This is a genomic window from Kitasatospora sp. NPDC048296 (assembly GCF_043201815.1).
Classification (GTDB): Bacteria; Actinomycetota; Actinomycetes; order Streptomycetales; family Streptomycetaceae; genus Kitasatospora.
Map to the genome: position 1 here is coordinate 188,680 of NZ_JBICZB010000001.1, position 25,433 is coordinate 214,112.

The 25,433-nt window shown below is 72.7% G+C and carries 22 protein-coding genes; 7 read left to right on the top strand and 15 right to left on the bottom strand.

Features of this window, described 5'->3' with window-relative positions:
• The first annotated feature begins 170 nt into the window (after positions 1 to 170).
• Positions 171 to 956 carry an SLATT domain-containing protein gene (locus ACGF12_RS00910; protein ID WP_393023547.1) on the top strand — a complete coding sequence of 262 codons (786 nt, stop codon included), beginning with the start codon at positions 171 to 173 and terminating at the stop codon, positions 954 to 956.
• Between the two features lie 73 nt (positions 957 to 1,029).
• Here the strand turns inward: ACGF12_RS00910 and ACGF12_RS00915 are convergent, their stop codons facing one another.
• The 3 genes from ACGF12_RS00915 to ACGF12_RS00925 form a co-directional block, all read right to left on the bottom strand.
• The gene (locus ACGF12_RS00915) at positions 1,030 to 1,677 is read right to left on the bottom strand and encodes a hypothetical protein (RefSeq protein WP_387613368.1); all 648 of its coding nucleotides are present in this window, start codon (positions 1,675 to 1,677) and stop codon (positions 1,030 to 1,032) included.
• Between the two features lie 116 nt (positions 1,678 to 1,793).
• The gene (locus ACGF12_RS00920) at positions 1,794 to 2,789 is read right to left on the bottom strand and encodes a GntR family transcriptional regulator (RefSeq protein ID WP_393023550.1); all 996 of its coding nucleotides are present in this window, start codon (positions 2,787 to 2,789) and stop codon (positions 1,794 to 1,796) included.
• Between the two features lie 138 nt (positions 2,790 to 2,927).
• The gene (locus ACGF12_RS00925; protein ID WP_393023553.1) at positions 2,928 to 3,725 is read right to left on the bottom strand and encodes a carbon-nitrogen family hydrolase; all 798 of its coding nucleotides are present in this window, start codon (positions 3,723 to 3,725) and stop codon (positions 2,928 to 2,930) included.
• Positions 3,726 to 3,898: 173 nt separating this feature from the next.
• On the opposite strand from ACGF12_RS00925, the gene ACGF12_RS00930 reads away from it, so the two are divergent.
• Together ACGF12_RS00930 and ACGF12_RS00935 are read left to right on the top strand one after the other, a co-directional pair.
• Complete coding sequence (locus tag ACGF12_RS00930) at positions 3,899 to 4,720, top strand: maleylpyruvate isomerase family mycothiol-dependent enzyme (protein WP_393023556.1); 822 nt, start codon at positions 3,899 to 3,901, stop codon at positions 4,718 to 4,720.
• A 181-nt stretch (positions 4,721 to 4,901) separates the two neighbouring features.
• A complete protein-coding gene (locus tag ACGF12_RS00935) occupies positions 4,902 to 5,744 on the top strand; it encodes a BRO family protein (RefSeq protein WP_393023558.1) in 843 nt (280 codons plus the stop codon).
• A gap of 82 nt (positions 5,745 to 5,826) precedes the next feature.
• Here ACGF12_RS00935 and ACGF12_RS00940 read toward each other — a convergent pair whose 3' ends face one another.
• The 3 genes from ACGF12_RS00940 to ACGF12_RS00950 form a co-directional block, all read right to left on the bottom strand.
• Entirely contained in the window at positions 5,827 to 7,209 is a 1,383-nt protein-coding gene (locus ACGF12_RS00940) for a nitrate/nitrite transporter (RefSeq protein ID WP_393023561.1), read from the bottom strand.
• 59 nt (positions 7,210 to 7,268) lie between these two features.
• A complete protein-coding gene (locus ACGF12_RS00945) occupies positions 7,269 to 8,501 on the bottom strand; it encodes a M64 family metallopeptidase (RefSeq protein WP_393023563.1) in 1,233 nt (410 codons plus the stop codon).
• A gap of 158 nt (positions 8,502 to 8,659) precedes the next feature.
• Complete coding sequence (locus ACGF12_RS00950) at positions 8,660 to 9,892, bottom strand: benzoate/H(+) symporter BenE family transporter (RefSeq protein WP_393023565.1); 1,233 nt, start codon at positions 9,890 to 9,892, stop codon at positions 8,660 to 8,662.
• Between the two features lie 204 nt (positions 9,893 to 10,096).
• On the opposite strand from ACGF12_RS00950, the gene ACGF12_RS00955 reads away from it, so the two are divergent.
• Together ACGF12_RS00955 and ACGF12_RS00960 are read left to right on the top strand one after the other, a co-directional pair.
• Positions 10,097 to 11,020 carry a hypothetical protein gene (locus tag ACGF12_RS00955; RefSeq protein WP_393023567.1) on the top strand — a complete coding sequence of 308 codons (924 nt, stop codon included), beginning with the start codon at positions 10,097 to 10,099 and terminating at the stop codon, positions 11,018 to 11,020.
• A gap of 211 nt (positions 11,021 to 11,231) precedes the next feature.
• Positions 11,232 to 12,212, top strand: a complete 981-nt coding sequence (locus ACGF12_RS00960; RefSeq protein WP_393023570.1) for a hypothetical protein — start codon at positions 11,232 to 11,234, stop codon at positions 12,210 to 12,212.
• 110 nt (positions 12,213 to 12,322) lie between these two features.
• On the opposite strand, the gene ACGF12_RS00965 is transcribed toward ACGF12_RS00960, so the two are convergent.
• Genes ACGF12_RS00965 through pdhA form a run of 3 tightly spaced genes read right to left on the bottom strand, consistent with a single transcriptional unit; the run spans position 12,323 to position 15,882 of the window.
• The gene (locus ACGF12_RS00965; protein WP_393023573.1) at positions 12,323 to 13,738 is read right to left on the bottom strand and encodes a dihydrolipoamide acetyltransferase family protein; all 1,416 of its coding nucleotides are present in this window, start codon (positions 13,736 to 13,738) and stop codon (positions 12,323 to 12,325) included.
• A 15-nt stretch (positions 13,739 to 13,753) separates the two neighbouring features.
• On the bottom strand, positions 13,754 to 14,728 hold the full coding sequence (locus ACGF12_RS00970) for an alpha-ketoacid dehydrogenase subunit beta (RefSeq protein WP_387613343.1): 975 nt from the start codon (positions 14,726 to 14,728) through the stop codon (positions 13,754 to 13,756).
• Positions 14,728 to 15,882, bottom strand: coding sequence for a pyruvate dehydrogenase (acetyl-transferring) E1 component subunit alpha (gene pdhA, locus ACGF12_RS00975; RefSeq protein ID WP_393023576.1), 1,155 nt, complete (start codon positions 15,880 to 15,882; stop codon positions 14,728 to 14,730). The genes ACGF12_RS00970 and pdhA overlap by 1 nt, the downstream gene beginning before the upstream one ends.
• Positions 15,883 to 16,308: 426 nt before the next feature.
• On the opposite strand from pdhA, the gene ACGF12_RS00980 reads away from it, so the two are divergent.
• Together ACGF12_RS00980 and ACGF12_RS00985 are read left to right on the top strand one after the other, a co-directional pair.
• The gene (locus ACGF12_RS00980) at positions 16,309 to 16,968 is read left to right on the top strand and encodes a response regulator (protein WP_380608838.1); all 660 of its coding nucleotides are present in this window, start codon (positions 16,309 to 16,311) and stop codon (positions 16,966 to 16,968) included.
• 65 nt (positions 16,969 to 17,033) lie between these two features.
• Entirely contained in the window at positions 17,034 to 18,122 is a 1,089-nt protein-coding gene (locus ACGF12_RS00985; RefSeq protein ID WP_393023581.1) for a phosphotransferase, read from the top strand.
• Positions 18,123 to 18,141: 19 nt separating this feature from the next.
• Here ACGF12_RS00985 and ACGF12_RS00990 read toward each other — a convergent pair whose 3' ends face one another.
• The 6 genes from ACGF12_RS00990 to ACGF12_RS01015 form a co-directional block, all read right to left on the bottom strand.
• Positions 18,142 to 19,887 (bottom strand): protein kinase, encoded by a 1,746-nt coding sequence (locus ACGF12_RS00990; protein ID WP_393023584.1) that lies wholly within the window; start codon positions 19,885 to 19,887, stop codon positions 18,142 to 18,144.
• Positions 19,888 to 19,999: 112 nt separating this feature from the next.
• Positions 20,000 to 21,424, bottom strand: coding sequence for a protein kinase (locus ACGF12_RS00995; RefSeq protein ID WP_393023586.1), 1,425 nt, complete (start codon positions 21,422 to 21,424; stop codon positions 20,000 to 20,002).
• Between the two features lie 284 nt (positions 21,425 to 21,708).
• Positions 21,709 to 22,323, bottom strand: coding sequence for a bacterial proteasome activator family protein (locus ACGF12_RS01000; protein ID WP_380608842.1), 615 nt, complete (start codon positions 22,321 to 22,323; stop codon positions 21,709 to 21,711).
• 256 nt (positions 22,324 to 22,579) lie between these two features.
• On the bottom strand, positions 22,580 to 23,215 hold the full coding sequence (locus tag ACGF12_RS01005) for a hypothetical protein (RefSeq protein WP_393023589.1): 636 nt from the start codon (positions 23,213 to 23,215) through the stop codon (positions 22,580 to 22,582).
• Positions 23,216 to 23,353: 138 nt separating this feature from the next.
• On the bottom strand, positions 23,354 to 24,331 hold the full coding sequence (locus ACGF12_RS01010) for an NAD(P)H-quinone oxidoreductase (protein ID WP_393023592.1): 978 nt from the start codon (positions 24,329 to 24,331) through the stop codon (positions 23,354 to 23,356).
• A 36-nt stretch (positions 24,332 to 24,367) separates the two neighbouring features.
• Entirely contained in the window at positions 24,368 to 25,426 is a 1,059-nt protein-coding gene (locus ACGF12_RS01015) for a potassium channel family protein (RefSeq protein ID WP_393023595.1), read from the bottom strand.
• Positions 25,427 to 25,433: the final 7 nt, after the last annotated feature.

Here is a 25,433-nt window from a genome sequence, read left to right on the forward strand (position 1 = left end):
CCCGCTCACCTCGGGTTCCGGTGGCCGAAACCGATAACGATCACCGTGGAAGCGCCCCCACGGTCAGCCATTTGGCGGTAAGAAGTGCTGTTGGACAACCACCGGCAGACGTCACGTCAGCCGATGCGCCGCCAGACCAAGCCGCCCGCCCGCCACAGGGAGCCCCACAGGTGAGCCAGCCGGAAATGCAGCCCGAGGAGAGTGCCTGGGGCAAGGAGATCGGTGAGGAGGACCCGCCCGCCGCCGCCGTCGCCCGGCGGGCCTCCACCCGCCGCCGGACCGATCTGAGCACCCGACAGTTCCCGCTCGGGGACTGGGGCGAGCCCGCCGAGCGACTGGAGGAGCTCTACCGCTGGTCCGAGGAGCGGGCGGTCGAGGCGATCGAGTGGTACCGCCGGGACCGGATCTGGAAGCGCCGCTGGGCGCGCCTGCTGCGCTTCGGCACGGCCGGCTTCGCGGTGGGCGGGGTGACCGGCCCGCTGGTGGACCTGACCGGCGCGCTCTCGCACGGCGCCGGCTGGGGCTACGTGAGCTTCGCGCTCGCCGCCGCCTGCTACGGCACCGACCGGGCCTTCGGCCTCACCTCCGGCTGGATGCGGGACGTCTCCATCGCCCAGGCGCTGCAACGCCGCCTGGAGGCCTTCCAGTTCGACTGGGCGTCGGAGTGCGTGCGCGAGGTGCTCGGCCCGACCGAGGGCACCGCGGGCGAGGCCGCCGAGCGCTGCCTGGGCGTGCTGCGGCGGTTCTGCGAGGACGTCTCGGACATGGTCCGCACCGAGACCTCGGAGTGGATGCTGGAGTTCCGCGCCTCGATGACCCAGCTGCCCACCCAGGCCCCCGGGGCCTGGGGCGGGCGCACCGAGCCCGGGGTGGGCGCCCAGGTGCGGGTGCTGCCGCCGCCGGGGACCAGGCCCACCATGCCGCGCCAGCGGCCGCCGGAGGGACCGCTGCGGTAGGGCGCGCCCCTGGACGTGTCCGGCGGTTCGCGCCGGACGCGCGGATCGACGGACGCACCCCGGTGGTACGGCGCTACGCGAAGACGATCATCGAGCCCTGGGCGAGGCTCCGGGTCGCCGCCGCGTACAGGCCCGACCAGGCGTGGCGCTCGCGGGCGAAGGGGTGCACGTCGTCGATCGGCGGACCGAACGGCTGCTCCAGGCCGGTCGGGCCCAGCGGCCGGGTCGGGTCCGGCGGGTTGAGCGGGTCGATGCCCAGCGCCGGCGCCACGGCCTGCAGTTCGCGCAGCAGCCCGTGGCTGGAGCCGAGCGGGCCGCCGCCGGCGAGCAGCGCGTCGTCCACCAGCGGGGTCGGGAACTCGATCGGCACGTACGCGCCGGCGTGGTCGAAGTGCCAGACCAGGTGCGACTGTTCGGCGCTGCTCTCGAACATCTCCAACAGCTGCTCGTAGTCGCCGCCGAGCGCGTCGACCGGGGTGATGTCCAGACCGGTGAGGCCCAGCAGGTAGGCGCGGCGCAGGAAGTGCAGCGAGTCGTAGTCGAAGGCGGCTATCGGCTCGACCGCTCCGCTCAGCCCGGGGACGTACTGGTAGACCGGCACCTGGGGCAGCCCGCGGGAGGTCAGCACCGCGTTGTAGAGCGCGAGGTCGTCCCGGAAGGGGTTGTCGGGGCTGTGGCTCAGCACGTCCACCAGCGGGACGAGCCAGAGGTCGCAGGCCATGGCCGGCAGTTCCTCTCCGGACGGCGGGGATCGCCCGCGGGGCGGGGCGACGACGGGGGGCGGAGTCGGTACCCGGACGGCCCTTGCCAGGGCACCGGGTTCGACGCCCGCCCACCCTACCGGCCCGGCGCGGCGTGCGGATCGGGCCGTCCCTGCGGAGCCTCGGCCGGCCGCCGGCCGAACCGTCCGTACGGCACCCAGCGCGGCTGCGGCACCAGGCCGAGGCCCAGGCCCAGTTCACGGCCCAGCTCCCGGCCGACCTCCCCGCCCTGCCGGGGCCGCCCGGCCCGGGCCGTCCCGGGCTCCGCGGCGGGCTCCGCCGGGAGCGGCGGCGAGGACACCGGCGGCTCGACCGGTACCGGCAGCGGCTCCGCCCCGGCCGCCTCGGTGAGCAGCCCGAGCACCGTCACCGACTCCAGCGGGCGCCCGGCCAGCCCGGCCAGCAGCCGGACGGTGAACAGGTTGTACTCGCAGATGATCCGGTGCGCGGCTTCGAGGTCGTGGGCCCCGATCGCCTCGACCAGGTCCAGGTGGCGGTCCCAGCAGACCCCGCCCAGGGCGGGCATCTCCCGCAGGTAGGGCGCGGCGAACATCCAGGACTGCACCCGCAGCCAGTCCAGGTAGTCGCCGATCCGCCGGTTGCCGAGCAGAGCGGAGACCTCCTGCCAGAACCGGCGGTCACAGCCCACCATCACGTCCAGGTTCCCGGCCCGGGCGGCCCGGACCGCCGCGTCGGCCCGGCGGCTCAGCGAGGGCAGCCGGGTGAGGTCGGGCAGCGCCCGGCGGGTGGAGAACTGGCGGTAGAAGCTGTCGGTGAGCAGGACCCTGGACTCGAAGATCTCCAGGAAGTCCTCCCAGCACAGCTCCGGCACCGTGAAGCCGCGGTGGTGCTCGGTCCGCAGCAGCCCCTGGGCGCCGAGGTCGACCAGCGCCTCGCGGGCCGGGGTCGCGGAGACGCCGTACAGCTCGGCGATCTCCTTGACGGTGAAGTTGCGCCCGGCCGCCAGCCGGCCGGCCATCATCTCCTCGCGCAGCGCGCCGGCGATCTGCTCGCGCAGGCTGTTGCGGTGGATGACGGGACGGGGGGTGTCGCTTGCGCCGTTGCCGGACATGCGCGCGACCTCCTCGGGCAGGCCGCCAGGCCGACCCGCGACGGACCGGCCGACCAGCGGCAGGGAACACGACGAGTGCTCATCTTCTCAAACCGGCCCGGAGCAGGTACGAACCAACCCTCCGGAACGCCTCGGGCCCTACCGCTGGACGGGTGCCGGGATGCCGAGCAGGCGGTCCCGCAGCACCGGGAACTCCTCGCGCGCCTTGCCCACCTCGGCCGGGTCGAAGTCGACGGTCAGCACCTGCTCGTCGTCCCCGGCCTCGGCCAGCACCCGGCCCCACGGGTCCACCACGATGCTGTGCCCGGCCTGCTCGACCCCGGCGTGCGTCCCGGCGGTGTTGCAGGCCAGCACGAAGGCCTGCTCCTCCACCGCCCGTGCCCGGGCCAGCAGCGTCCAGTGCTCGCGCCGCCGGGCCGGCCAGGCGGCCGGGACCACCAGCAGCTGCGCGCCGGCGTCCAGCAGCGCCCGGAACAGCTCCGGGAAGCGCAGGTCGTAGCAGGTGGCCAGGCCCAGGGTGGCGAAGTCGGTGGGCGCGGTGACGATCTCCTGCCCGGCGCCCATCACCACCGCCTCGCCGCTGTCGAAGCCGAAGCGGTGGATCTTGCGGTAGGTGTGCACCAGCTCGCCGTCCGGGGCGAACAGCATCGAGGTGTTGTAGATCGGCCCGTCCGGGTCGCGTTCGACGATCGAACCGGCGTGCAGCCAGACCCCGGCGGCCCGGGCGGCCGCCGCCATCGCGTCCGAGGTGGGCCCGTCCAGGGTCTCGGCGCCCTCCGACCAGAGGTCGTAGGCGAAGCCGCCGAGCGGCCACAGCTCCGGCAGCACCACCAGGTCGGCGTCCTGCTGCGCCCGTACCAGCGCCGCGGCGCGGGCCCGTCGCTCGGCGGGCGGCTCGGCGTCGGAGACCCCGAGTTGGATCAATGAAGCGCGCACAGTACCACCGTCCACGGCAAGAGTCCTACGATCGTCACCCGAAAGCGCTGCCCAGCTGTCTCCCGGCAGCGTAACGTGCGGTTAGCGTGAGCGCCCGGAAGCCGGACCATCCCGGCCGGCCGCGATGACCGGGCGCGAACCGTAGGAAAGCTGACGGAGGGCCGGAGATTCCCGTGACGGACAACCAGACCGTGCAGGCTTACACCGAGGCGTGGACGCACAGCATCGAGTCCATATCGGAGCTGGTCGCCCCCCTCCCCGAGGGATCCTGGAACCGGGCGACCGAGTGCCCCGGCTGGTCGGTCCGGGACATCGTGTCGCACGTGATCGCGGTCGAGTCCGAGCTGCTCGGCGATCCCCGTCCGATCCACTCGCTGCCGCGTGATCTTCGCCACGTGACCACCGAGTTCGCCCGCTACATCGAGCTGCCGGTCGACAAGCGCCGCTGCCACACGGCGCTGGAGATGACCAGCGAGCTGGAGTACACGATCATCCGCCGCTCCCGCGCGCTGCGGAACGCCAAGCAGGCGCCCGACGAGCCGGTGCGCTGGTCGGCCGGCCCGCTCGCCGGGAACGTCCCGTACCACGAGCTGCTGCGGATGCGGGCGTTCGACGTCTGGGTGCACGAGCAGGACCTGCGCCGGGCCCTGGAGACCCCCGGCAACCTGGCCGCCCCGGGTGCGCTGATCACCCGGGACTCCCTGCTGGAGCGGCTGCCCAAGGCCGTCGCCCACAACGCCGGCGCCCCGGCCGGGACGGCCCTGGTGGTGGACGTCACCGGCCCGGTGGAGTTCCTGCGCACCGTCCGGGTGGACGCCGCCGGGCGCGGCACCGTGGACGAGTCGATCAGCCTGGCCCCCGACGTCCAGCTCACCATGGACTGGGAGACGTACGTCCGCCTCGCCTGCGGCCGGGGCCGACCGGGCCCGGTGACCGTCGAGGGCGACAAGGAGCTGGCCGACCGGGTGCTAGCCAACTTCGCCGTCACCATCTGAGGCTCATCGGCGCGCACCACCCGGCGTACACGCACCAACGCGCGCCGGGTCGGCACCACTCGTGCATCCAGTCGGCACCACTCGTGCATCCATGCGTCAACCTCGCACCAGCCACCTCACCTGTTTGGCCTCGTTGCTCCGGGCAGTTCTGCCATCACCCGGAAGAAGGAGGAGCGTCCTGATGGACGACGAACAGGGGCAGCAGGAAGAGATGGTGCTGGTGCGGTCGAGCTTCCCGGTCACGGGGCAGCCGATCCGCGTCGTGATGATCGACGGGGAGCCGTGGTTCGTCACGGCGGACGTGTGTCGGGTGCTGGGACGACGGAACCCGGCCGACGCCCTCAAGCGGCTGGAGGAACGCCAGCACCGCACCGTCGACATGCGGTTGGTAACCATCGCCAAAAGCGATGGTTACGACGATTCCGCAGGTCAGAAACTGTACGGCCGTGGAAATCCATTCCTGCGCGTGGTGAGTGAAGCTGGCCTCTACTCACTGCTGATGAGGTCCAACAAGACGTCTTCCAGGCCGTTCAGGAACTGGGTCACGGAGGAGTTGCTCCCCTCCGTCCGCCGAGGGGACACCGACATCCCGACCCAGCAGCGGCGGATGGCGGAGACCCTGGCCGAGGCGATCGGCCAGCAGGTGCGGATCGTCGCGGAGATCGACCACGAGGACTGGCCCGGCCTGACCGTCCACTCGGACGGGACGGTCCGCTGCCGGCACGGCGAGATGGTCCTCCACCTGCCGAGCCGGGAGGAGGACAGCGGACCGCCGTTCGGCGCGTACTTCGCCTGCCCGGGCGGGGAACGGGTCGGGATCCGGGGCAGCCGGATCGTTCCGGGGTGCCCGAAGCTGAAGCTGGTGGATCTGATCCGCCTGCGGAAGGAAGCGCAGCCGAAGCCGAGCCACCCGCCCGCGCCTGATCGCGGACTCATGTACGCGGAAGTAAACGCCGGCCAGATTGACCGCATCTATGGGACGGCCCCGCAGATGGTCGAGTTCATGCGGGAGTACAGGCGCTGATGCCGCCGCTATGAGTGGGTTCAACTCACTCATAGCCCGCGCTAACCCTCACTAGAAGTGAGGGTTAGCGCATTTCCGCAGGTCAGAAACTGTACACATCGGCCGCATTAACCCTCCGCCGCAGCCGGAGGATCATCAGCGTCCCCACCGCCAGCGGCACGTACTGCCAGCAGAACGCCCAGCGGAAGGCGGTGGTCGAGTACGCCCCGGCGCCAGCCGGGGAGAGCGCATCCAGCAGCACGCCGATGCCGAACAGGGTGATCATCGTGCCGATGAAGCCGCCCATGTTGACGATGCCGGAGGCGGTGCCGAGCCGCTCGACCGGATTGCGGGAGCGCGCGTAGTCGAGGCCGACCAGTGAGGCCGGGCCGTTGCTGCCCATCACCAGGATGATCCCGACCAGCAGCCACATCGGCGGGTGGCCGCCGGGCCAGGCCAGCACCAGTGCCCAGCCGAGCGCGGTGGTGGCGATGACGGCGAGCACGATGGGCATGCGGGCCCGGGCGGTGCGGGAGAGCAGGCGGCCGAAGACGAAGCCGCATGTCATGTTGGAGAGCACCAGCAGGGTCAGCAGCCCGCCGGCCGCGGTCCGGGACATGCCCTGCGCCTCGACCAGGTAGGGCATGCCCCAGAGCAGGCCGAAGGCGTTGCCGGGGAACTGGGTGGTGAAGTGGACCCACAGGCCCAGCCTGGTGCCCGGCTCCCGCCAGCAGTCCAGGACCTGCCGTCGGACCTCAGGGCGGGCAGTCGGCGGGTCGGCCGGTCGTACGACCGGCGGTGCGTCCTTGAGGAACAGCGCGACCAGCGCGAACACCGCCACGCCGAGCAGCGCGATCGCGGCGAAGGTGGGCGTCCAGCCCTCGCTGTGCAGCGCCTGGGCGAGCACCACCGTGGTGACCAGGTTGCCGCCCATCCCGGCCAGGCCGGTCAGCTGGGCGACGAACGGGTTCTTGGCCGCCGGGAACCAGCGGGCGGCGATCCGCAGCACGCTGATGAAGGTCATCGCGTCGCCACAGCCGAGCACCGCCCGGGAGGCCAGCGCCGGGGCGAAGGAGGAACTGAACGCGAAGGCCAGCTGGCCGGTGCTCAGCAGCAGCACGCCGAGCAGCAGCACCCGGCGCGGCCCGAACCGGTCGACCAGCAGCCCGACCGGGACCTGCATGGCCGCGTAGACCAGCACCTGGAGGATCGAGAAGGTGGACAGCGCCGAGGCGCCGATGCCGAAGCGCTCGGCGGCGTCCAGTCCGGCCACGCCGAGGCTGGTGCGGTGGATGACGGCCAGGATGTAGACACTGACGCCGATGGACCAGGCCAGCCAGGCCGCGCGGCCGCCGGGCGGCGAGGGTGCGGTGGCGGTCGAGGGCGCGGTGGCGGTCGAGGGCGCGGTGGCGGTCGAGGGCGCGACGGCGGGTCGGGGAGCGGGGACGGACAGGGACGGGGCTGAACGAGCTGGCTCCACGGTCATAGTTCGTCCAGATTAGTCATCCCATGATTGGACGCCCAGCCTGGGGTGAGGGCGGGCCCTCAGCCGGTCACCGTCCAGGACACCGACCTGGTCATGTAGCGGTCCCGGAAGGCCTCGTCCCGCACCCAGTCCGTGGTGTCCTGGACGGTCGCGGTGACGGTGGCCGTCCGGCCCGGGGCCAGGTCCAGTTGCGCGGTGTCCAGCGAGCCGCCGTCCGGAGCCTGCGGCATCACCGGGACCCCGTCCACCTTCCACTCCACCTTCAGCTGCCGGGTGCCGGTCAGCGGCAGCGGCCGGACGTCCAGCCGCGGGCGCCCGGTCACCTCGCCGGGCGGCGGCGAGGGGGCGTCGGTCGGCCGGACCTTGCGGTACACCTCCTCGATGATCGCCTCGCGCGAGGGCAGGTTGTAGCTGCTGCCCAGGGTGCGCATCACCGAGTCGGGGGTGGGCCGGTAGAGGCCGTTGGCGCCGCGGTACGCCCCGACGGTCCCGGCGCCGTCCGGGGAGTCGACGCCCAGCCAGCGCCACCACTTGGTCTGCTTCTTGCGCATGTCGTCGGCGTTGAGGGTGGAGAGGTTCGGGTAGTCGGCGTCCTCCGGGGCGCTGTCGTACTCGTCCCCGAGGTCCCCCACGGTGTGCCCGATCTCGTGCTGGATGATCCGCCCGGAGTCCGGGCTGCCCCCGGCCAGGGTGGTCACCCCGGTGCCCCCGGCGCCGCCGTACTCGGCGGAGTTGGCCAGCGCTATCAGGTACTGCGGCCCGGCGCCGTCCCCCGCGTACCGGGCGGTGGCGGACTCGTCGGCGCAGAGCAGCCGGGCGGTCCCCTCACACCAGAAGTGCATCCCGAGCGGGGTGGCGGGGTTGCGGCCGCGGCTCTCGGTCTCGGCTATCCCGGAGACCGGGGAGACCACCTCGACCCGCCTTATGTTGAAGAACCCCTGGTAGGTGCGGAACGGCTCGATGTCCATCAGCGCGTGCCAGGCCTTGTCGGCCTGCTGCCGGAACAGTTCCTGTTCGTCGCCCGTGTAGCCGTCACCGAGCAGGACCAGGGTGATCCGGTTGGCCGGGTCCCCGGTGCGGCGTATGTCGAAGGTCGGGGCGGCCGCGGGTATTCGCTGGTCGGGGCGGTGCGAGGTGTGCGGCGGCACCGCCCGGTCGGCCGGGGCGCCCGCCCCGATCACGCCGAACGGCGAGGGGCCGACCGCCTCCAGAGCGGCGGGGAGTACGGCGGTGGACACCAGCACGAACGCGGCCAGACTCCGGACGAGACGGCCTGGGGTGCCAGAAGGCATACGGGTTCGTCCTCGGGGCTCCGGTCACCCGGCGTCGCCCGGGTGGTGGAGCGGAGACGTACCCGGACCGGTGTGTCGCCCCAACCGGCCGAAGAAAATGTCACCGACCTGGCCGAACGATTCCTATCACGCCATTCATACCAATCAGTCCCGCTGCATCACTCCTGGGAACGCTTCCCCAGGTTCAGCACGAGGTGCGTCCCGAGCCCGAAGAGCAGCCCCCAGAAAGCCGAACCGATGCCGAACAGGCTCATCCCCGAGGCGCTCGCCAGGAAGGTCACCACCGCCGCGTCCCGCCCGCGCTCCTCGGCGACCGCCGCCGCCAGGCTGCCCTGCAGCGAGGCCAGCAGCGCGACCCCGGCGATCACCGCGACCAACTCCTTCGGCAGCCCGGTGAACAGGCTCACCAGCACCCCGCCGAAACTGCCCACCAGCACGTACAGCACGCCCGAGGACATCCCCGCGACGTACCGCCGGCGCGGGTCCGGGTGGGCCTCCGGACCCGAGCAGATCGCCGCGGTGATCGCCGCCAGGTTCACCCCGGGCGAGCCGAACGGCGCCATCAGCATCGCCATCGCGCCGGTCGAGCCGATCAGCAGCCGGTCGTCCGCCTGGTAGCCGAAGGCCCGCATCACCCCGAGGCCCGGGGCGTTCTGCGAGGCCAGCGTGACGATGGTGAGCGGCAGTGCCAGCCCCACCAGGGCCGACCAGGAGAAGGCCGGCACCGTCAGCACCGGCACGGTCGGCCCGCCCGAGCCCAGGTGCAGCGGCAGCCCGACGGTCAGCGCCGCCAGCACCCCGCCGACCAGCAGCGCGACCGGTACGGCGTACCGGGGCGCGAACCGCTTGACCAGCAGGAAGGCCGCGAAGCCGCCCACCACCAGCACCGGCGCGCTGTGCACGGCGCCGAAGATCCCGGCGCCGAAGGAGAACAGGATGCCCGCCAGCATCGCGTTCACGATCCCCACCGGCACCGCCGCGATCAGCCGGCCGAACCAGCCGGTCACCCCGAACAGCGTCACCACCGCGGCGCTCACCAGGAACGCCCCGACCGCCTCCCGGTACGGGTAGTGGCCCAGGCTGGTCACCAGCAGCGCGGTCCCCGGGGTGGACCAGGCGGTGATCACCGGCGTCCGGGTCCACCAGCTGAGCGCGAAGCCGCTCACCCCGCTGCCGATCGCCACCGCCCAGATCCAGGACGCGGTGTGCGCCTGGTCCAGCCGCCCGGCGGCCGCCGCCGCCAGCACCACCACCAGCGGCCCCGAGAAGGACACCGCGACGCACACCAGTCCCGCCAGCAGCGCCGGCCCCGACACGTCCCGCCGCAGCGACCGACGTTCCCCGCCCTCGACCGCCGTCTTCTCCGGTCGGATCGTCAGCTCATCCGTCATTCCGGCAGTATCCCGAAGCCCGGCCGAAGACTCCCGAAAAAACTTTTCAACCGACCTGCAACCCCCGACGGGGATGCACGTCTATACGGATGAAGGCACGGAGAGCGAGACCGGCAGAGCCGGGGGGCGCTTCCGCTCACGAGGAGCGGGGCCGGTCGTCTTCACCCACACACCGTCAGCCACATGACCCTGGGGAGTCACGTCATGCGCACGTCCGTTATCACCCGTTTTGCGAAGAACGACCGCGCCTTCTCCGGCCGCCGCCGTATCGCCGTCCTCGCCGCCACCACCGTCCTCGCGGGCGGCGTCCAGTTCCTCGCCACCGACACCGCCTGGGCCTGTGGCGACGTGCGGTACAGCGCTCCGCGCACGGTCGACAAGCCGACCGTCCCGGGGGCGGACTTCCGGATCTTCGAGTCCAACAGCATCGCCGCCGACGGCAGCTGGACCGAATTCGGCCTGTCGATCGGCAACTCCACCGGGGCCGACGTCCCGAAGACCGCGCCGAACTTCGGCCTGTCGAGCGCCGCCCCGGGCACCCCGCTGCGCGCCAAGGACGTGCGGGTCGAGGTCATGCAGCACGGTTCCTGGAAGTCGCTGAAGCTCACCCCGGGCTGCAACGGGCTCGACACCGACACCTCCTCCCTGGCGCAGCCGCTGGCCAACGGCCGGGCCGCCAACTTCATGTTCCGGGTCTCGCTCTCGCCCAACGCGCCGAAGGACCTGACCGCACTGAGCCTGGTGACGGACGCCTCCAACGACAAGGGCGTGGAGGAGTCCTGGGACCACCGCGACGTGAAGGTCACCCACCCCAAGGCCGCGCCCGCCGCGGAGCCGACCCAGGCCGCCAAGCCCGCGCCCACCAAGGCCGCGCCCGCCGCGAAGCCGACCCAGGCCGCCAAGCCCGCGCCCGCCGAGCCGGCCGAGCCCGCCGCCGGGAAGGCCGACACCGAGGCCACCAAGTCCCCGGCGCCGCAAGCCACTTCCGCTGCCCCGGCCGGCACCCCCGAGCTCGCCCACACCGGCGCTGCCGAGACCAACACCTTCCTCGCCGTCTCCGCCGCCGCGCTCCTCGCGCTCGGCGCCGGCGTGCTGATCGCCGTCCGCCGCCTCCGGCACCAGCGCTGACCGGCCACACCACACGCGAAGGGGCCCTCGGCCCCGATCGATCGGAAGAAATTCCGAACCGACCTGCAACCCCCGGCGGGGATGCGCGTCCATCAGAGTGAAGGCACGGAGAGCGAGACCGGCGGAGCCGGGGGCGCTTCCGCTCACGAGGAGCGGGGCCGGTCGTCTTCACCCACACACCGTCAGCCACATGACCCTGGGGAGTCACGTCATGCGCACGTCCGTTATCACCCGTTTTGCGAAGAACACCCGCTCGCTCTCCGGCCGCCGCCGTATCGCCGCGCTTGCCGCCACCACCGTCCTCGCGGGCGGCATCCAGTTCCTCGCCACCGACACCGCCTGGGCCTGCGGGGACGACGAGGGCAGTGCGCCCGTCACCGCTCCCGCGAAGCCGTCCGCCGCGGACGAGCAGGACCAGTCCTTCGAGCTGCACGGTCAGGGCGCCACGGCCACGTTCACCTCGATCCCGGCCGCGATCACCGTCGGCGGCTCCAAGGCCGAGTTCGATGCGGCGGTCTTCAACGGGACCGGCGCCGACTACCACCGGATCATCCCGGGAATCTCGGTCTTCAACACGCACGGCTCCACCCCGAAGCCCTCGCAGGTCACCGCCGAGATCATGGTCAACGGCCAGTGGCAGCGCCTGTCGGTGCGGAACGGCTGCGACCCGGCGGTCGGCGGCGCGGCTCCGGCCGCCGCCATGCCGCTCGCCAAGGGCCACACCGTCAACTACCGCTTCCGGGTCGGGCTCTCCGCCGACGTCACCAAGGACGTCGACGGGCTGCAGGTCATCGTCTCGCCGGGCGCGGGCGGGGGCCGCGGCGCGGTCACCGAGGTCAAGGTGGCGCACCCGCAGGCGCCCGCCAAGCCGACCACCCCGGCCAAGCCCGAGCCCGCGCCGACCAAGAAGGCGAAGGAGGCGAAGGAGGCCAAGCAGACCAAGCACGCCGAGCCCGCCGCCGACCAGACCCCGGCCAAGGAGACCCCCACGCCCGCCGCCGCGGCCCCCACCTCCCCGGCGCCGCAGGCCACTTCCTCCGCCCCGGCCACCACCGCCCCGGCCGGCACCCCCGAGCTCGCCCACACCGGCGCCGCCGAGACCAACACCTTCCTCGCCGTCTCCGCCGCCGCGCTCCTCGCGCTCGGCGCCGGCGTCCTGATCGCCGTCCGCCGACTCCGTCCCCAGCGGTAGTCGACGGGCGAGCACGACGAAGGGGCCCTCCTCCGCACGGCGGTGCGGAGGAGGGCCCCTTCTTCGGTCCTACGAGGTCCTACGAGGTCCTACGAGGTCCTACCGGGCCGTCAGCCCCAGGTGATCAGGCGCTTCGGGTGCTCCAGCAGCGCGGCCACGTCGGCCAGCACCTTGGAGCCCAACTCCCCGTCCACCAGCCGGTGGTCGAAGGAGAGCGCGAGCGTGGTGACCTGACGCGGGACGACCTTGCCCTTGTGCACCCACGGCAGCTCCCGGACCGCGCCGAAGGCGAGGATGGCCGCCTCGCCCGGGTTGAGGATCGGGGTGCCGGTGTCGACGCCGAAGACGCCGACGTTGGTGATGGTGACCGTGCCGCCCTGCATGTCGGCCGGCGAGGTCTTGCCCTGGCGGGCGGTCTCCACCAGCTCGCCGAGCGCGACGGCCAGGCCGGACAGGGTCCTGGACCCGGCGTCCTTGATGTTCGGGACGATCAGGCCGCGCGGGGTGGCCGCGGCGATGCCGAGGTTCACCTGACCCTTGATCACGATCTCCTGGGCCGCCTCGTCCCACTGGGCGTTGATCTCCGGGTGGCGCTTGATCGCGGTGAGCAGCGCCTTGGCGACCAGCAGCAGCGGGCTGACCCGGACGTCCCGGCCCAGCTCGCCGCTCTCCTTGAGCCGGCGGACGAACTTCATCGTGCGGGTCACGTCGACCTGCACGAACTCGGTGACGTGCGGGGCGGTGAAGGCCGAAGCCACCATCGCCTGCGCGGTCGCCTTGCGGACGCCCTTGATCGGCACCCGGACGTCGCCCGCGGCGGGGGCGGACACCGGCACCTCGACCGCGGCGACCTCGGCCACCTCGACGGCCGGAGCCGCCGGAGCGGCCTGGGCCGCGGCGTGGGCGTGCACGTCCTCGCGGGTGATCACGCCGTCCGGGCCGGTCGGGGTGACGGCCCGCAGGTCGATGCCGAGGTCCTTGGCCAGCTTGCGCACCGGCGGCTTGGCCAACGGCCGCTCACCGAACGGCACTTCGGCCACCGGGGCGGGCGCGGCCGGAGCCGGGGCGACCGGGGCGGCGGGCGCGGCCGGAGCCGGCTTCGACGCGGTGACGGTCTTGGTGGTGGTCGTCCGCCGGGCCCGGCGCTGGCTGCCGCCGGTGCGCGGGCCGTACCCGACCAGCACCTCCCGGCGCTCCGGCTCGGCCTCGTCGGCCGGCGCCTCGGCGGCGGGGGCCGGCGTGGGCACAGCGGCCGGAGCGGCCGCCTCGCCGGCCACCGCGACCGAGATGATCACGGTGCCGACGTCGACCGTCGCGCCCTCCGGGAAGAAGAGCTGCTCGACGACCCCGTTGAACGGGATCGGCAGCTCCACGGCCGCCTTGGCGGTCTCGACCTCGCAGACGACCTGCCCGTCGGTGACGGTGTCACCGGGCTTGACGTACCAGCTGAGGATCTCGGCCTCGGTGAGGCCCTCGCCCACGTCGGGCATCTTGAACTCGCGGAGCGAGCGAACTTCGGTGGTCATCTTCGCTCCCCGGTATCAGTACGCGAGCGCGCGGTCGACGGCGTCGAGCACGCGGTCCAGGTCGGGCAGGAAGGACTCCTCGACCCGGGACGGCGGGTACGGCGCGAAGTAGCCGCCGACCCGCAGGACGGGCGCCTCCAGGTGGTAGAAGCACCGCTCGGTGAGTCGGGCGGCCAGCTCGGCGCCCATGCCCATGAAGACCGGAGCCTCGTGCACCACGACGGCCCGCCCGGTGCGCTTGACCGACTCCTCCAGGGTGGTGAAGTCCACCGGGGAGAGCGAGCGCAGGTCGACGACCTCCAGCCGGCGGCCGTCCTCCTCGGCGGCCGCGGCGGCCTCCAGGCAGACCTTGACCATCGGACCGTACGCGATCAGCGTCGCGTCGGCGCCGGGACGGACGATCCGGGCGTCGTGCAGGCCCAGGTCGGCGGCGGCGCCGACCTCACCCTTGTCCCAGTAACGCCGCTTGGGCTCCAGGAAGATGACCGGGTCGTCCGACTCGATGGACTGCCGCAGCATCCAGTGCGCGTCGTGCGCGTTGGCCGGGGTGACCACCCGCAGACCGGCGGTGTGCGCGAAGTACGCCTCGTGCGACTCGCTGTGGTGCTCGACCGCGCCGATACCACCCGCGTAGGGGATGCGGACGGTGATCGGCATCTTGACGTGGCCCAGCGCACGGGCGTGCATCTTGGCCAGCTGGGAGACGATCTGGTCGAAGGCCGGGTAGACGAAGCCGTCGAACTGGATCTCCACGACCGGGCGGTAGCCGCGCAGCGCGAGGCCGATCGCGGTGCCCATGATGCCGGACTCGGCCAGCGGGGTGTCGATCACCCGGCCCTCGCCGAAGTCCTTCTGCAGGCCGTCGGTGATCCGGAAGACGCCGCCGAGCTTGCCGATGTCCTCGCCCATCAGGACGGTCTTCGGGTCGTTCTCCAGCGACTTGCGCAGCGCCTCGTTGAGCGCCTTGGCGATGCTCAGCTGACCGGCCATCAGTGGTTCTCCCCCGCCTCGAAAGAGGCCGCGTACTCGATGTATTCGGCCCGTTCCTCATCGACCAGCGCGTGCGGTTCGCTGTACACGTGGTCGAAGATCAGCGTCGGATCCGGGTCCGGCATGCTGCGCACGCCCTCGCGCACCCGCAGGCCCAGCTGCTCGCTCTCGGCGTCGACGGCGGCGAAGAACTCCTCGTCCGCCAGGCCCTCCTTCTCCAGGAGGGTGCGCAGCCGCAGGATCGGGTCCTTGGCCTTCCAGGCCTCGGTCTCCTCGGCGAGCCGGTAGCGGGTGGGGTCGTCGGAGGTGGTGTGCGCGCCCATCCGGTAGGTGAAGGCCTCGATCAGCACCGGGCCGTTGCCGCTGCGGGCGTAGTCCAGCGCCCAGCGGGAGACCGCGAGGCAGGCCAGCACGTCGTTGCCGTCCACCCGCACGCCCGGGAAGCCGAAGCCGGAGGCGCGGCGGTACAGCGGGATCTTGGTCTGGGTGGTGGTGGGCTCGGAGATCGCCCACTGGTTGTTCTGGCAGAAGAACACCACCGGCGCGTTGTAGACCGAGGCGAAGGTGAAGGCCTCGTTGACGTCGCCCTGGCTGGAGGCGCCGTCGCCGAAGTACGCGATCACCGCGTCGTCGGCGCCGTCCTTGGTGATGCCCATCGCGTAGCCGGTGGCGTGCAGGGCCTGCGCACCGATCACGATGGTGTACAGGTGGAAGTTCTTCTCGTTCGGGTCCCAGCCGCCGTGGTTCACGCCGCGGAACATGCCGAGCAGGTTCAGCGGGTCGACGTCGCGGCACCAGGCCACGCCGTGCTCGCGGTAGGTGGGGAAGGCGTAGTCGCCGGTGCGCATGGCGCGACCGGAGCCGACCTGGGCGGCTTCCTGGCCGAGCAGCGAGGCCCACAGGCCCAGCTCGCCCTGACGCTGGAGGGCGGTCGCCTCGCCGTCGAACCGGCGCACCAGCACCAGGTCGCGGTAGAGGGAGCGCAGCTCCTCCGGAGTGATGGTGAGGGGGTAGTCCGGGTGCTCGACCCGCTCGCCTTCCGGGGTGAGCAGCTGCACGAGCTCCGGCTGGGCGTCCTTACCCGTGGCGCGGAGGGTGTCAGGGACAGCGGGGGCCGCCTTCTTGCGAGCCCTCGCCGTGCTTTTGACGGTCACGTTCACTCCTCGGTCTGTCCGGCCGCCCGGGGTCGCCGGTGACCGGTCCGGTCACCGCCTCGCGGGGCGCGCGTGGGTGTGCGCACCTACTGCGTGGCAGGTGGTGATCCTGTTCCGACGGCGTCCCTCACGAGAACGTTACCCAGCGTCCGCCCTTGGCGCGCTTGCGCTAGGACGTCCTACTTGTTCAGGGCCTACAACCCCGAGGGTGCCGCGCCGGGGCTCGCCGTCGGAAGGGTGGGGGTGACGGTCGGCGTGACGCAGCTCTCAATTCGAGCGCCTTCAGGACACCAGCGCACGTTATCCGGGCAGACGCCCGTACGAAAGGGGGTTCTCGGTATCGGTTTCGGCGACTGTGGCCGGATCACGTCTTTACGCCGATGCGAACGATAGGCCTTATGTAGGGTGATATGGGAGGCTTTGGACGTGACTGATAACGGACAAATCAGGGTGTTCCTGCTCGACGATCACGAGGTCGTCCGACGGGGCGTGCACGACCTGCTCTCGGTCGAGGACGACATCGAGGTGGTCGGCGAGGCCGGCACGGCCGCCGAGGCGCTCACCCGGATCCCGGCGGTCCACCCCGACGTCGCGGTGCTCGACGTCCGGCTGCCGGACGGCAACGGGGTCGAGGTCTGCCGCGAGGTCCGCTCCCGGCTGCCCGAGATCAAGTGCCTGATGCTGACCTCCTTCTCGGACGACGAGGCGCTGTTCGACTCGATCATGGCGGGCGCCTCCGGCTACGTCCTGAAGGCGATCCGCGGCACCGACCTGATCACCGCCGTCCGGGACGTCGCGGCCGGCCGCTCGCTGCTCGACCCGGTCGCCACCAGCCGGGTGCTCGCCCGGCTGCGCGACGGCGGCGAGAAGGAGGACGAGCGACTGTCCCAACTCACCAAGCAGGAGCGGCGGATCCTCGATCTGATCGGCGAGGGGATGACCAACCGTCAGATCGGCAACGAGTTGCACCTGGCCGAGAAGACGGTGAAGAACTACGTCTCCAGTCTGCTCGCCAAGATGGGCATGGAGCGGCGCACCCAGGCGGCCGCCTTCGTGGCACGGCACCAGGCCGACCATCAGTACTGATCCGGCCACTTCACACATCTGACGGTTTGTCAAGGGCCCCCACCAGGGGGCCATAACCTCTGCACGTGACTTTCAGCCAGACCCTCGCCTGCGCCCCGGCCCGCCCCGACCTCTCCGCCCCGCCGATAGGGACCCTCAGCCCGCCCGTCCCGCGCAGCGCACTCGACGAGGTCCTGGCCCGCTACCGGGTGGGGCGGCTGCTGACCGCCGAACCCGTCGCCGAAGGCCTGCTGAACCGGGGCTACCGGGTCACCACCGAGGCCGGGGCGTACTTCCTGAAGTGCTACGTCGACGCCGCCACCGCCAACCGTCCGAAGATCCTCGCCCACCACCGCGCGATGACCGACCTGCACGCCCTCGGACTGCCCGTCTCACCGCCGCTGACCTGCACCGAACGCGCCGGCACGGTGGCCGGCCTGGGCGGCCGGCTGTTCGCGCTCTTCCCCTGGGTCGATGGCCGACACCAGCACGGTACGGAGCTCCCCCTGCCGCAGTGCGACACGCTCGGCGCGCTGCTCGGCCGACTGCACGGCGCGCTCGACGACGTCTGCGCCCCCCTCGACCAGCCCGCCGGCTACCGCAGCGCCGACCCCCTCGACAGCGCCGAACTCGCCCGCGAACTGCGCCGCCACGCCCGCGAGCACCGCCCGTACGACGAACTGGACACCCTGGTCGAACAACGGCTCGCCGAACGACTGGAACTGCTCGCCGACCACGCCCACCGCCGCCCCGACCCGCAGGCCGCCCCGCCCACCGGCTGGACCCACGGCGACTTCCACGGCCTCAACCTGCTGTACGACGGCGACCGGGTCACGGCCGTCCTGGACTGGGACAAGCTCGGCCCCCAGCCACGCGCCGAGGAGGCCGTCCGCGGCGCCACGCTGCTCTTCAACGACCGGACCACCGGCGCCCTCGACCTGGTCCGGGTCCGCCGCTACTCACAGGCCTACCGGGCCTCCGGGGCCGCCACCGCCGAGCACCTGGCCGCCGCCGTCCACCGGGTCTGGTGGGAGCGGCTGAACGACTTCTGGATGCTGCAGTGGCGCTACCAGCGGGCCGACCACCGGGCCGACCCGCTCTACCCCGCCTCGGCGGGCCAGTTGGCGTGGTGGTGCCAGGAGTACGAGCAGGTCCTGGACGCCTTCGCCAACTGAGCCCGTCAGCCGGGGGTCGTCAGAGCCCCGACGGCGGCGGCACCGTGCCGCCTCCGCCACCGGTCGGCTTGGAGGTCGGCGGCGCCGGGTTGGTGGGCGTGCTGCCCCCGCCGCCCGAGGTCGGCGTCGACCCCCCCGAGGTCGGCCCGCCGGTCCCCGTCGAGGTGGCCGTGGGGACGTGGGTGGGCGTCGACGTCGGCGTCTGGGTCGGCGTCTGGGTCGGCGTGTGCCTGCCCGAATTCGGCGACGGCGACACGTTGTTGTAGCCACCGCTGTTGCCGGTGTAGCTGCCGTTGTCGGTCGGCTGCTGCGTCCGCCGGCTGCCGGGGACGGACGGCGACGGGCTCGCCTGGCCGCTCTGGGTCGGCGTGGTCGCCTCGGTGGTGCTGACTACCGGGGCGGGCGTGTTCGGCGTGTTCGTCTTGTTGTTGTCGTTGCCGCTGAGCGCGAAGGCGATCCCGGCGCCGGCCGCGAGCAGCACGGCGAGTCCGCCGACCACCCAGCCCCAGGGCCCGCGCCGACGGCCGGAGCCGTGGTCGCCGTGGTCGCCGTCGTCCTCCCCGCCACCGCCGCCGTACGGGCCGCCGGCCGCCGGGTAGGGCGAGGAGGGGGTGTGCGGGCCACCCGTCGAGTACGGCAGCACGGAGGTCTGGTCGCCCGCGCCGACCGCACCGAAGGCCTGGGTGGCCGCCGACTGGTCCGGGCGGATCACCTGGGTGGCGCCGGTGTCGCCGGCCTCCGCGCCGACCCAGCCGGCCGCGCCGTGCATCTCGCGCAGCGCGTGCTGCACGTGGGCGCGGAACTCGTCGGCGTCCTGGAAGCGGTCGTCCGGGTTCTTGGCGAGCGAGCGCAGCACCAGCGCGTCCAGCCCGTACGGCACCCGGCTGTTGGCCTGCGAGGGCGGCACCGGCGGGTCCTGGACGTGCTGGTAGACCACCGAGAGCGGGGTGTCGCCGGTGAACGGCGGGCGCAGCGTGAGCAGCTCGTAGAGCATGCAGCCGGCCGCGTACAGGTCGGAGCGGTGGTCGACCGCCTTGCCGAGCGCCTGCTCGGGCGACAGGTACTGCGGGGTGCCCATGACCATGCCGGTCTGGGTCATCGTGGTGGCCCCGCCGGTCAGCGCCCGGGCGATGCCGAAGTCCATCACCTTGACCGCGCCGGCGTTGGTGATGCTCACGTTGGCGGGCTTGATGTCGCGGTGCACGATGCCGTTCCGGTGGCTGTAGGCCAGCGCCTCCAGCACCCCGGCGATGATGATCAGCGCCTGGTCGACCGGCGGCGCCTCCTCGTCCACCAGCAGCTCGCGGACGGTCCGGCCCTCGACCAGCTCCATCACGATGTACGGCGTGGACTCGTCCCCGACGTACTCCTCGCCGGTGTCGTAGACCGCGACGATCGCGTGGTGGTTCAGCGCCGCGACGGCGTGTGCCTCGCGGGTGAAGCGCAGTCGGGCGACGTCGTCCTGGGCCAGCTCGCCGCGGAGCAGCTTGACCGCGACGGTGCGGCCCAGCCGCACGTCCTCGGCGGCGAAGACCTCGGCCATGCCGCCGCGGCCGAGCCGGTGGGTCAGCCGGTAGCGCCCGTCGCCGACCGTGCCCAGCGGGGCGGCGGTGCCGCGGCCGGGGGTCTGCGGCCCGCTCCGGCCGAACGGCGGCAGCGCGGAGGTCGCGGCTTCGCTGCCCGGCTCGGAAGTCCTCGGCGTCCCGCCGGTCCGTCCGTCCGCTCGGGCACCCGCGTCGTCGTCCGGCTGCTGCGTCTGTGCCATCGCTCCTCGCCCCGGGCGTTCGCTCGGAATCGCGGTGCCCTGTCGCTTACGTATCCCCGAACGCTACCGCTTCCGGCGCGCACCCGTGACAGCCCGAACCTGCCGGAATCCGTCAGAGCAGGCCATTCCGGTCGGTCGGCTGGTCCAGCACCAGCACCGCGGCCGGCCGCTCCGCGTGCCCACCGAACTTGGTCTTGGTCTTGTCCTGCGCGTTGTTCACCACGATCGCGATGATGATGCCGGCCAGCACCAGCACACCGACGATGATCGCGACGACCACGAACGCCGTGGAGCAGCCGCCGCTGTTGGGCTTCGGCTGCTGGTACGGCGGCATCGGCTGCGGCACCGGGGTGTGCATCGGCCGCTGCCCGCCCTGCTGGTGGAACTGCGGCTGCGGGGCCGGGGCCTGGTAGGCGGGCGGCGGCGTCCGGTACTGCGGCTGCCCCCCTTGCTGGAGGTACTGGGGGTGCGGCGTGTGCGGAGCCTGCGGGGCCGGGGTCTGGTAGGCGGGCGGCGGGGTCCGGTACTGCGGCTGCTGGGGGAAGGGGTGAGGGGTCTGCGGGGCCTGCGGGGTCTGCGGCGCGGCGTGCACCGCGCGCGGACCCTCCTTGATCATCAGCGGGGTGCTCGCCTGGAGCGAGTGTCCACCGCCGCCCTTCAGCTCCGCGATCAGCCGCTCCGCCTCGTCCCGCATCGCGGCCGCGCTCTGGAAGCGGTGCGCCGGGTCCTTGCGCAGGGCCTGGGCGACGTAGGCGTCCACGGCCGGGGTGATCGAGCGGTTGAGGCTGGAGGGCGCCGGCGGCTCCTCCTGGACGTGCTTGTAGGCGATCGAGAAGGCCGAGTCACCGTCGAAGACCAGCTGGCCGGTGAGCATCTCGAAGAGCATCACGCCGACCGAGTAGAGGTCGGAGCGGGCGTCCACCGGCTTGCCCAGCGCCTGCTCGGGCGAGAGGTACTGCGGGGTGCCGACCACCATGCCGGTCTGGGTCATCGACGTGACGCCGGATTCCAGCGCCCGGGCGATGCCGAAGTCCATGACCTTGACGTTGCCCTTGCGGTCGAACATGACGTTGCCGGGCTTGATGTCGCGGTGCACCAGGCCCATGTCGTGCGAGGCCTCCAGCGCGTTCAGCACGCCGACGGTGACCTTCAGGGCCTCCTCGGTGGGCACCGCGCCGTACTGGGCGACCGCCTCGTTGATCGTCTCGCGCAGGCCCTTGCCGTCGATCAGCTGCATGACGATGTACGGCGTGCTGGAGCCGTCCGCGGCGACGTCCTCGCCGCTGTCGTACACCGTGACGATGTTGGGGTGCTCCAGCCGGGCCACCGCCTGGGCCTCGCGGCGGAACCGCTCCTTGAACGAGTCGTCCCGGCCCAGCTCGCTGTGCATGCTCTTCAGCGCGACCTGCCGGTCGAGCACGCTGTCGTACGCGAGGTGCACGGAGGCCATGCCGCCCTCACCCAGCAGCCGCTGCAGCACATAGCGGCCGTTGCCCAGGGAGAAGCCCTCGACCGCCGCGTTGCCGTGCTCGCTCATGGTCCTCTGCTCCCCCTCGGCGCGGCCGTGCTGCCGCAGCCGTGACGTTCGGTCTCGTCCGTGCGTGGTGGGCCCGGCCCGCTGGCCTGGCGGACCCCTGTCGCGGCGGCTCGACCGGCCAGCGACAGGGGTCAGGGTATCGGCTCTCGCCGACGGTGATCGGTGCAGGGCCGATCCTGGCCCCGGGCCGTCGGCGCCCCTCCACGGCGCTGCGACCCGGGGCGGATCGTCGCGGTACGTCCGGTCCGGCGACGGCCTACAGGCTGTGGTCCACAGGCTGCGGTCTAGAGGTAGGGGCCGGAACGGATGCCGCGGCCGTGACCAGGGTCCTCCTCGTCCGGCTCGCCGCCGTGCAGACCGGGCGGCAGGGCGCGGCGCATCTGCTCCAGCTGGGCCCGCGCGGCCATCTGCTGGGCGAACAGGGCGGTCTGGATGCCGTGGAACAGGCCCTCCAGCCAGCCCACCAGCTGGGCCTGGGCGATCCGCAGCTCGGCCTCGGTCGGGATGCTGTCCTCGGTGAACGGCAGCGACAGCCGCTCCAGCTCGGCGACCAGCTCCGGGGCCAGCCCGAGCTCCAGCTCCTTGATCGAGCTGGCGTGGATGTCCTTCAGCCGGGCCCGGCTGGCCTCGTCGAGAGGCGCGGCCCGGACCTCCTCCAGCAGCTGCTTGATCATGCTGCCGATGCGCATGACCTTGGCGGGCTGCTCGACCATCTCGGTCACCGGGAGCTCACGCGGGAGGTCGCCCTCGTCGTCCCCGTCTCCCGCCGGCCCGGCGAACCCCTGGCCCACCGGCAGCCCGTCCGGTCCGACGATCAGCACCTTCTGGCCGTCCTGCGACTGCCCGCCGGCGGCCCGGAAGGGCTCCTGCGACGAGCGCTCGTTCATCGGATTCGTCATGAACAACATTCTCTCTCACTGGGGTTGGTCGGGCGGAAGCCCCCGTTCGTCCCGCCGTCCTGCGCCACCCCGTCACGACGGTACGCCCCCGCGCCCCGCGCGGGAATCCGTACGGATACTCAGTTCCCGCCCCGCCCCGACCGACTCCCGCCGCACGGCCCCCAGGAGCCCGCCCCGGAACCCGCACCGAACCTCCACCTCCGGCAGGGCCGGAGGAGTGCTCTCGACGGGCCGGAGAGGGGCGAAGCGGGCCGGTTCAGCCCTTCCGCAGGCGGAGGCCGATCAGGCCGAGGCCGCAGCCGATCAGGCCGAGGCCGACGCCCAGGGGGAGCTGGAGGGTGGAGGGGTCCTGCCAGCGTGCCGGGAGGACGGCGGGGACAGCGGGGGCTGCGACGGGCTGGTCGGAGGCGCCCGTGACGGTGTCCGGGGCGGTGGGGTCGGCGGGGGCCGGGGTGCCCGCGTCGCTGTCCGGGCGGTCGGTCTCGAAGCTCCGGTCCTGGGCCCGGCCGGGGGCCTGGTCCTGGACCTGCTCCGGGGCCTGCGCGGGAGGCTGCTGGACGGCCTGGTCCGGCGCCCGCTCGACCGCCGCGCCGGGGCGCTCCGGCGCCGAGGCCAGGCGGTGGCGGTGGGCACGGGGGAAGTCGCCGGCGGCCCGGCGCTGCCTGGGCCCCTGATGCTGCGGCCGTGCGGCCGAGGGCTCCGCCCCGACGCTCGGTCCGGTGTCCGACAGGGCCCCCGCGACGGTCGTCGTCGCGGGGGCCGCCGTCGCGACGGCCAGCGGGAGCATCAGCCCCAGCACGGCCGCCGCGAACAGCCTCTGGGTGCGGTGGGTACGACGGTGGTGCGACGCGGCGGGCAGCGGCCCGAGGGATGAGTGGAATGGTGCGGCCACGGTCGGAGTCCTTCCGACGGCCGACCGCGCCCGGAGGCGGGGCCGGCGGCGGGACAGCTCCGGACCAGCCTCACACATTCCGCCTAATGCGGCATTTCAGACATCCCGGGCCACCCCGCCGCCCCGCGGACCCGCCGCTCAGGCCTTCAGCACGACCTTCCCGACCTGCTCCCCCGCCTCCAGCACCCGGTGCCCCGCACCGGCCTCGACCAGCGGCAGCACCCGGTCCACCACCGGCTTCACCACGCCGGACTCGACCAGCGGCCACACGTGCTCCCGCACCGCCGCCACGATCGCCGCCTTCTCCGCCAGCGGCCGCCCGCGCAGGTTGGTGGCGATCACCGCCGCCCGCTTGCGCAGCAGCGCGTTGAGGTCGAGCTCGCCCTTCACCCCGCCCTGCAGCCCGATGATCACCAGCCGTCCGTTGACCGCCAGCGCGTCCACGTTCCGCTGCAGGTACTTGGCGCCCATGATGTCCAGGATCACGTCCGCCCCGGCCCCGTCGGTGGCCTCCCGGAGCACCTCGACGAAGTCCTGCTCGCGGTAGTCGATCGCGATGTCCGCGCCCAGCTCGACGCACCGGGCCAGCTTCTCCGCGCTGCCCGCCGTCACCGCGACCCGCGCGCCGACCGCCTTGCCCAGCTGGATCGCCATCGTTCCGATGCCGCTCGCGCCGCCGTGCAGCAGCACCGTCTCACCGGGCCGCAGGTGGGCCGTGAGGAACACGTTGGACCAGACGGTGCAGGCCACCTCCGGCAGCGCCGCGGCCTGCTCCGCGCTCAGCCCCTTCGGCATCGGCAGCAGCTGCCCGCTCGGCACCGCGACCCGCTGCGCGTACCCGCCGCCGGCCAGCAGCGCGCACACCTCGTCGCCGACCGCCCAACCGGACACCCCCGGCCCGAGCGCGACGATCCGCCCGGCGCACTCCAGCCCCGGGTAGGGCGAGGCGCCGGGCGGCGGGTTGTAGAAGCCCTGCCGCTGAAGCAGGTCGGCCCGGTTGACGGCGGTGGCCGCCACCTCGACCAGGACCTCGCCCTCGCCGGGCACCGGATCGGGCACCTCGGCCCACACCAGTGCCTCGGGGCCGCCGGGTACGGGAATCGTCATCGCATACATGCCCCGAACCTACTGCGACTCACCGCAGTTCGGGGGTCAGGCCCCTCGCCGGTCGGTCGACTTGATGACGATCACCCGGTCGGTCAGCTGCAGCACGGCGGCCTCCGGCTCGGTGTAGTTGAGCACCCGTCGGCCCCGGACCACCGCGACCACCAGGTCCGCGCACTCGCGCGGACTGTGCCCGGCCTCGGCCCGGGTGACCGGGCGCTCCACCACGTCCAGCCCCTTCCCGTACGTCAGCAGGTCCTCCATCACCGCTCCGGCGTGCGGGCTGAGCATCGACAGCCCGAGCAGCCGCCCGGCCGAACTGGAGCTGGTGACCACGACGTCGGCGCCGCTCTGCCGCAGCACCGGCGCGTTCTCGTCCTCCCGCACCGCCGCGACCACGGTGGCGGCCTTGTTCAACTGCCGCGCCGTCAGGGTGATCAGCACGGCGGTGTCGTCCCGCTCGGGCGCGACCACCACCCGGGCCGCGGTGGGCAGAGCGGCCCGCACCAGGGTGTCGGTCCGGGTCGCGTCGCCGACCACCCCGACCAGGCCGTGCTGCGAGGCGTACTCGATCACCTTGAGCTGCGGGTCGACGACGACGATCTCCTCCTTCTTCACCCCCTGTCCGAGCAGGGTGTCGACGGCGCTGCGCCCCTTCGTCCCGAAGCCGATGACGACGGTGTGCTCGCGCACGGTGGACCTCCAGCGGTTCAACCGCCATTGCAGGCGGGTCCGTTCGGTGAGCACCTCCAACGTGGTGCCGACCAGGATGATCAGGAACAGCACGCGCAGCGGGGTGATCACGAAGATGTTGGTGAGCCGGGCGCCGTCGCTGAACGGGGTGATGTCGCCGTACCCGGTGGTGGAGAGCGTCACGGTGGCGTAGTACGCCGCGTCCAGGAAGCTGAGTTCGCCGCCCGCGTTGTCGTGGTAGCCGCCCCGGTCGAGGTACACGATCACCGAGGTGGCGACCAGGACGGCCAGCGCCAGCAGCAGCCGCGAGCCGACCTGCCGGAGCGCCGGCGCGGTCCGCCGGGCGGGCAGCACGATCCCGGCGTCCGCCCACGGTTCGGTCCCCGGCGCCGAGATCCGCCGCAACCGACTCATGCGCCCA

Bases quoted from the DNA above. Each gene is read 5' to 3' on its own strand.
- ACGF12_RS00955 (WP_393023567.1), top strand. From the start codon at position 10,097: ATGCGCACGTCCGTTATCACCCGTTTTGCGAAGAACGACCGCGCCTTC.
- ACGF12_RS01010 (WP_393023592.1), bottom strand. From the start codon at position 24,331: ATGTATGCGATGACGATTCCCGTACCCGGCGGCCCCGAGGCACTGGTG.
- ACGF12_RS00945 (WP_393023563.1), bottom strand. From the start codon at position 8,501: ATGCCTTCTGGCACCCCAGGCCGTCTCGTCCGGAGTCTGGCCGCGTTC.
- ACGF12_RS00970 (WP_387613343.1), bottom strand. From the start codon at position 14,728: ATGGCCGGTCAGCTGAGCATCGCCAAGGCGCTCAACGAGGCGCTGCGC.
- ACGF12_RS00990 (WP_393023584.1), bottom strand. From the start codon at position 19,887: ATGGCACAGACGCAGCAGCCGGACGACGACGCGGGTGCCCGAGCGGAC.
- ACGF12_RS00915 (WP_387613368.1), bottom strand. From the start codon at position 1,677: ATGGCCTGCGACCTCTGGCTCGTCCCGCTGGTGGACGTGCTGAGCCAC.
- ACGF12_RS00965 (WP_393023573.1), bottom strand. From the start codon at position 13,738: ATGACCACCGAAGTTCGCTCGCTCCGCGAGTTCAAGATGCCCGACGTG.
- ACGF12_RS00935 (WP_393023558.1), top strand. From the start codon at position 4,902: ATGGACGACGAACAGGGGCAGCAGGAAGAGATGGTGCTGGTGCGGTCG.
- ACGF12_RS01015 (WP_393023595.1), bottom strand. From the start codon at position 25,426: ATGAGTCGGTTGCGGCGGATCTCGGCGCCGGGGACCGAACCGTGGGCG.
- ACGF12_RS00920 (WP_393023550.1), bottom strand. From the start codon at position 2,789: ATGTCCGGCAACGGCGCAAGCGACACCCCCCGTCCCGTCATCCACCGC.
- ACGF12_RS00995 (WP_393023586.1), bottom strand. From the start codon at position 21,424: ATGAGCGAGCACGGCAACGCGGCGGTCGAGGGCTTCTCCCTGGGCAAC.
- ACGF12_RS01000 (WP_380608842.1), bottom strand. From the start codon at position 22,323: ATGACGAATCCGATGAACGAGCGCTCGTCGCAGGAGCCCTTCCGGGCC.
- ACGF12_RS00940 (WP_393023561.1), bottom strand. From the start codon at position 7,209: ATGACCGTGGAGCCAGCTCGTTCAGCCCCGTCCCTGTCCGTCCCCGCT.
- ACGF12_RS00960 (WP_393023570.1), top strand. From the start codon at position 11,232: ATGCGCACGTCCGTTATCACCCGTTTTGCGAAGAACACCCGCTCGCTC.
- ACGF12_RS00950 (WP_393023565.1), bottom strand. From the start codon at position 9,892: ATGACGGATGAGCTGACGATCCGACCGGAGAAGACGGCGGTCGAGGGC.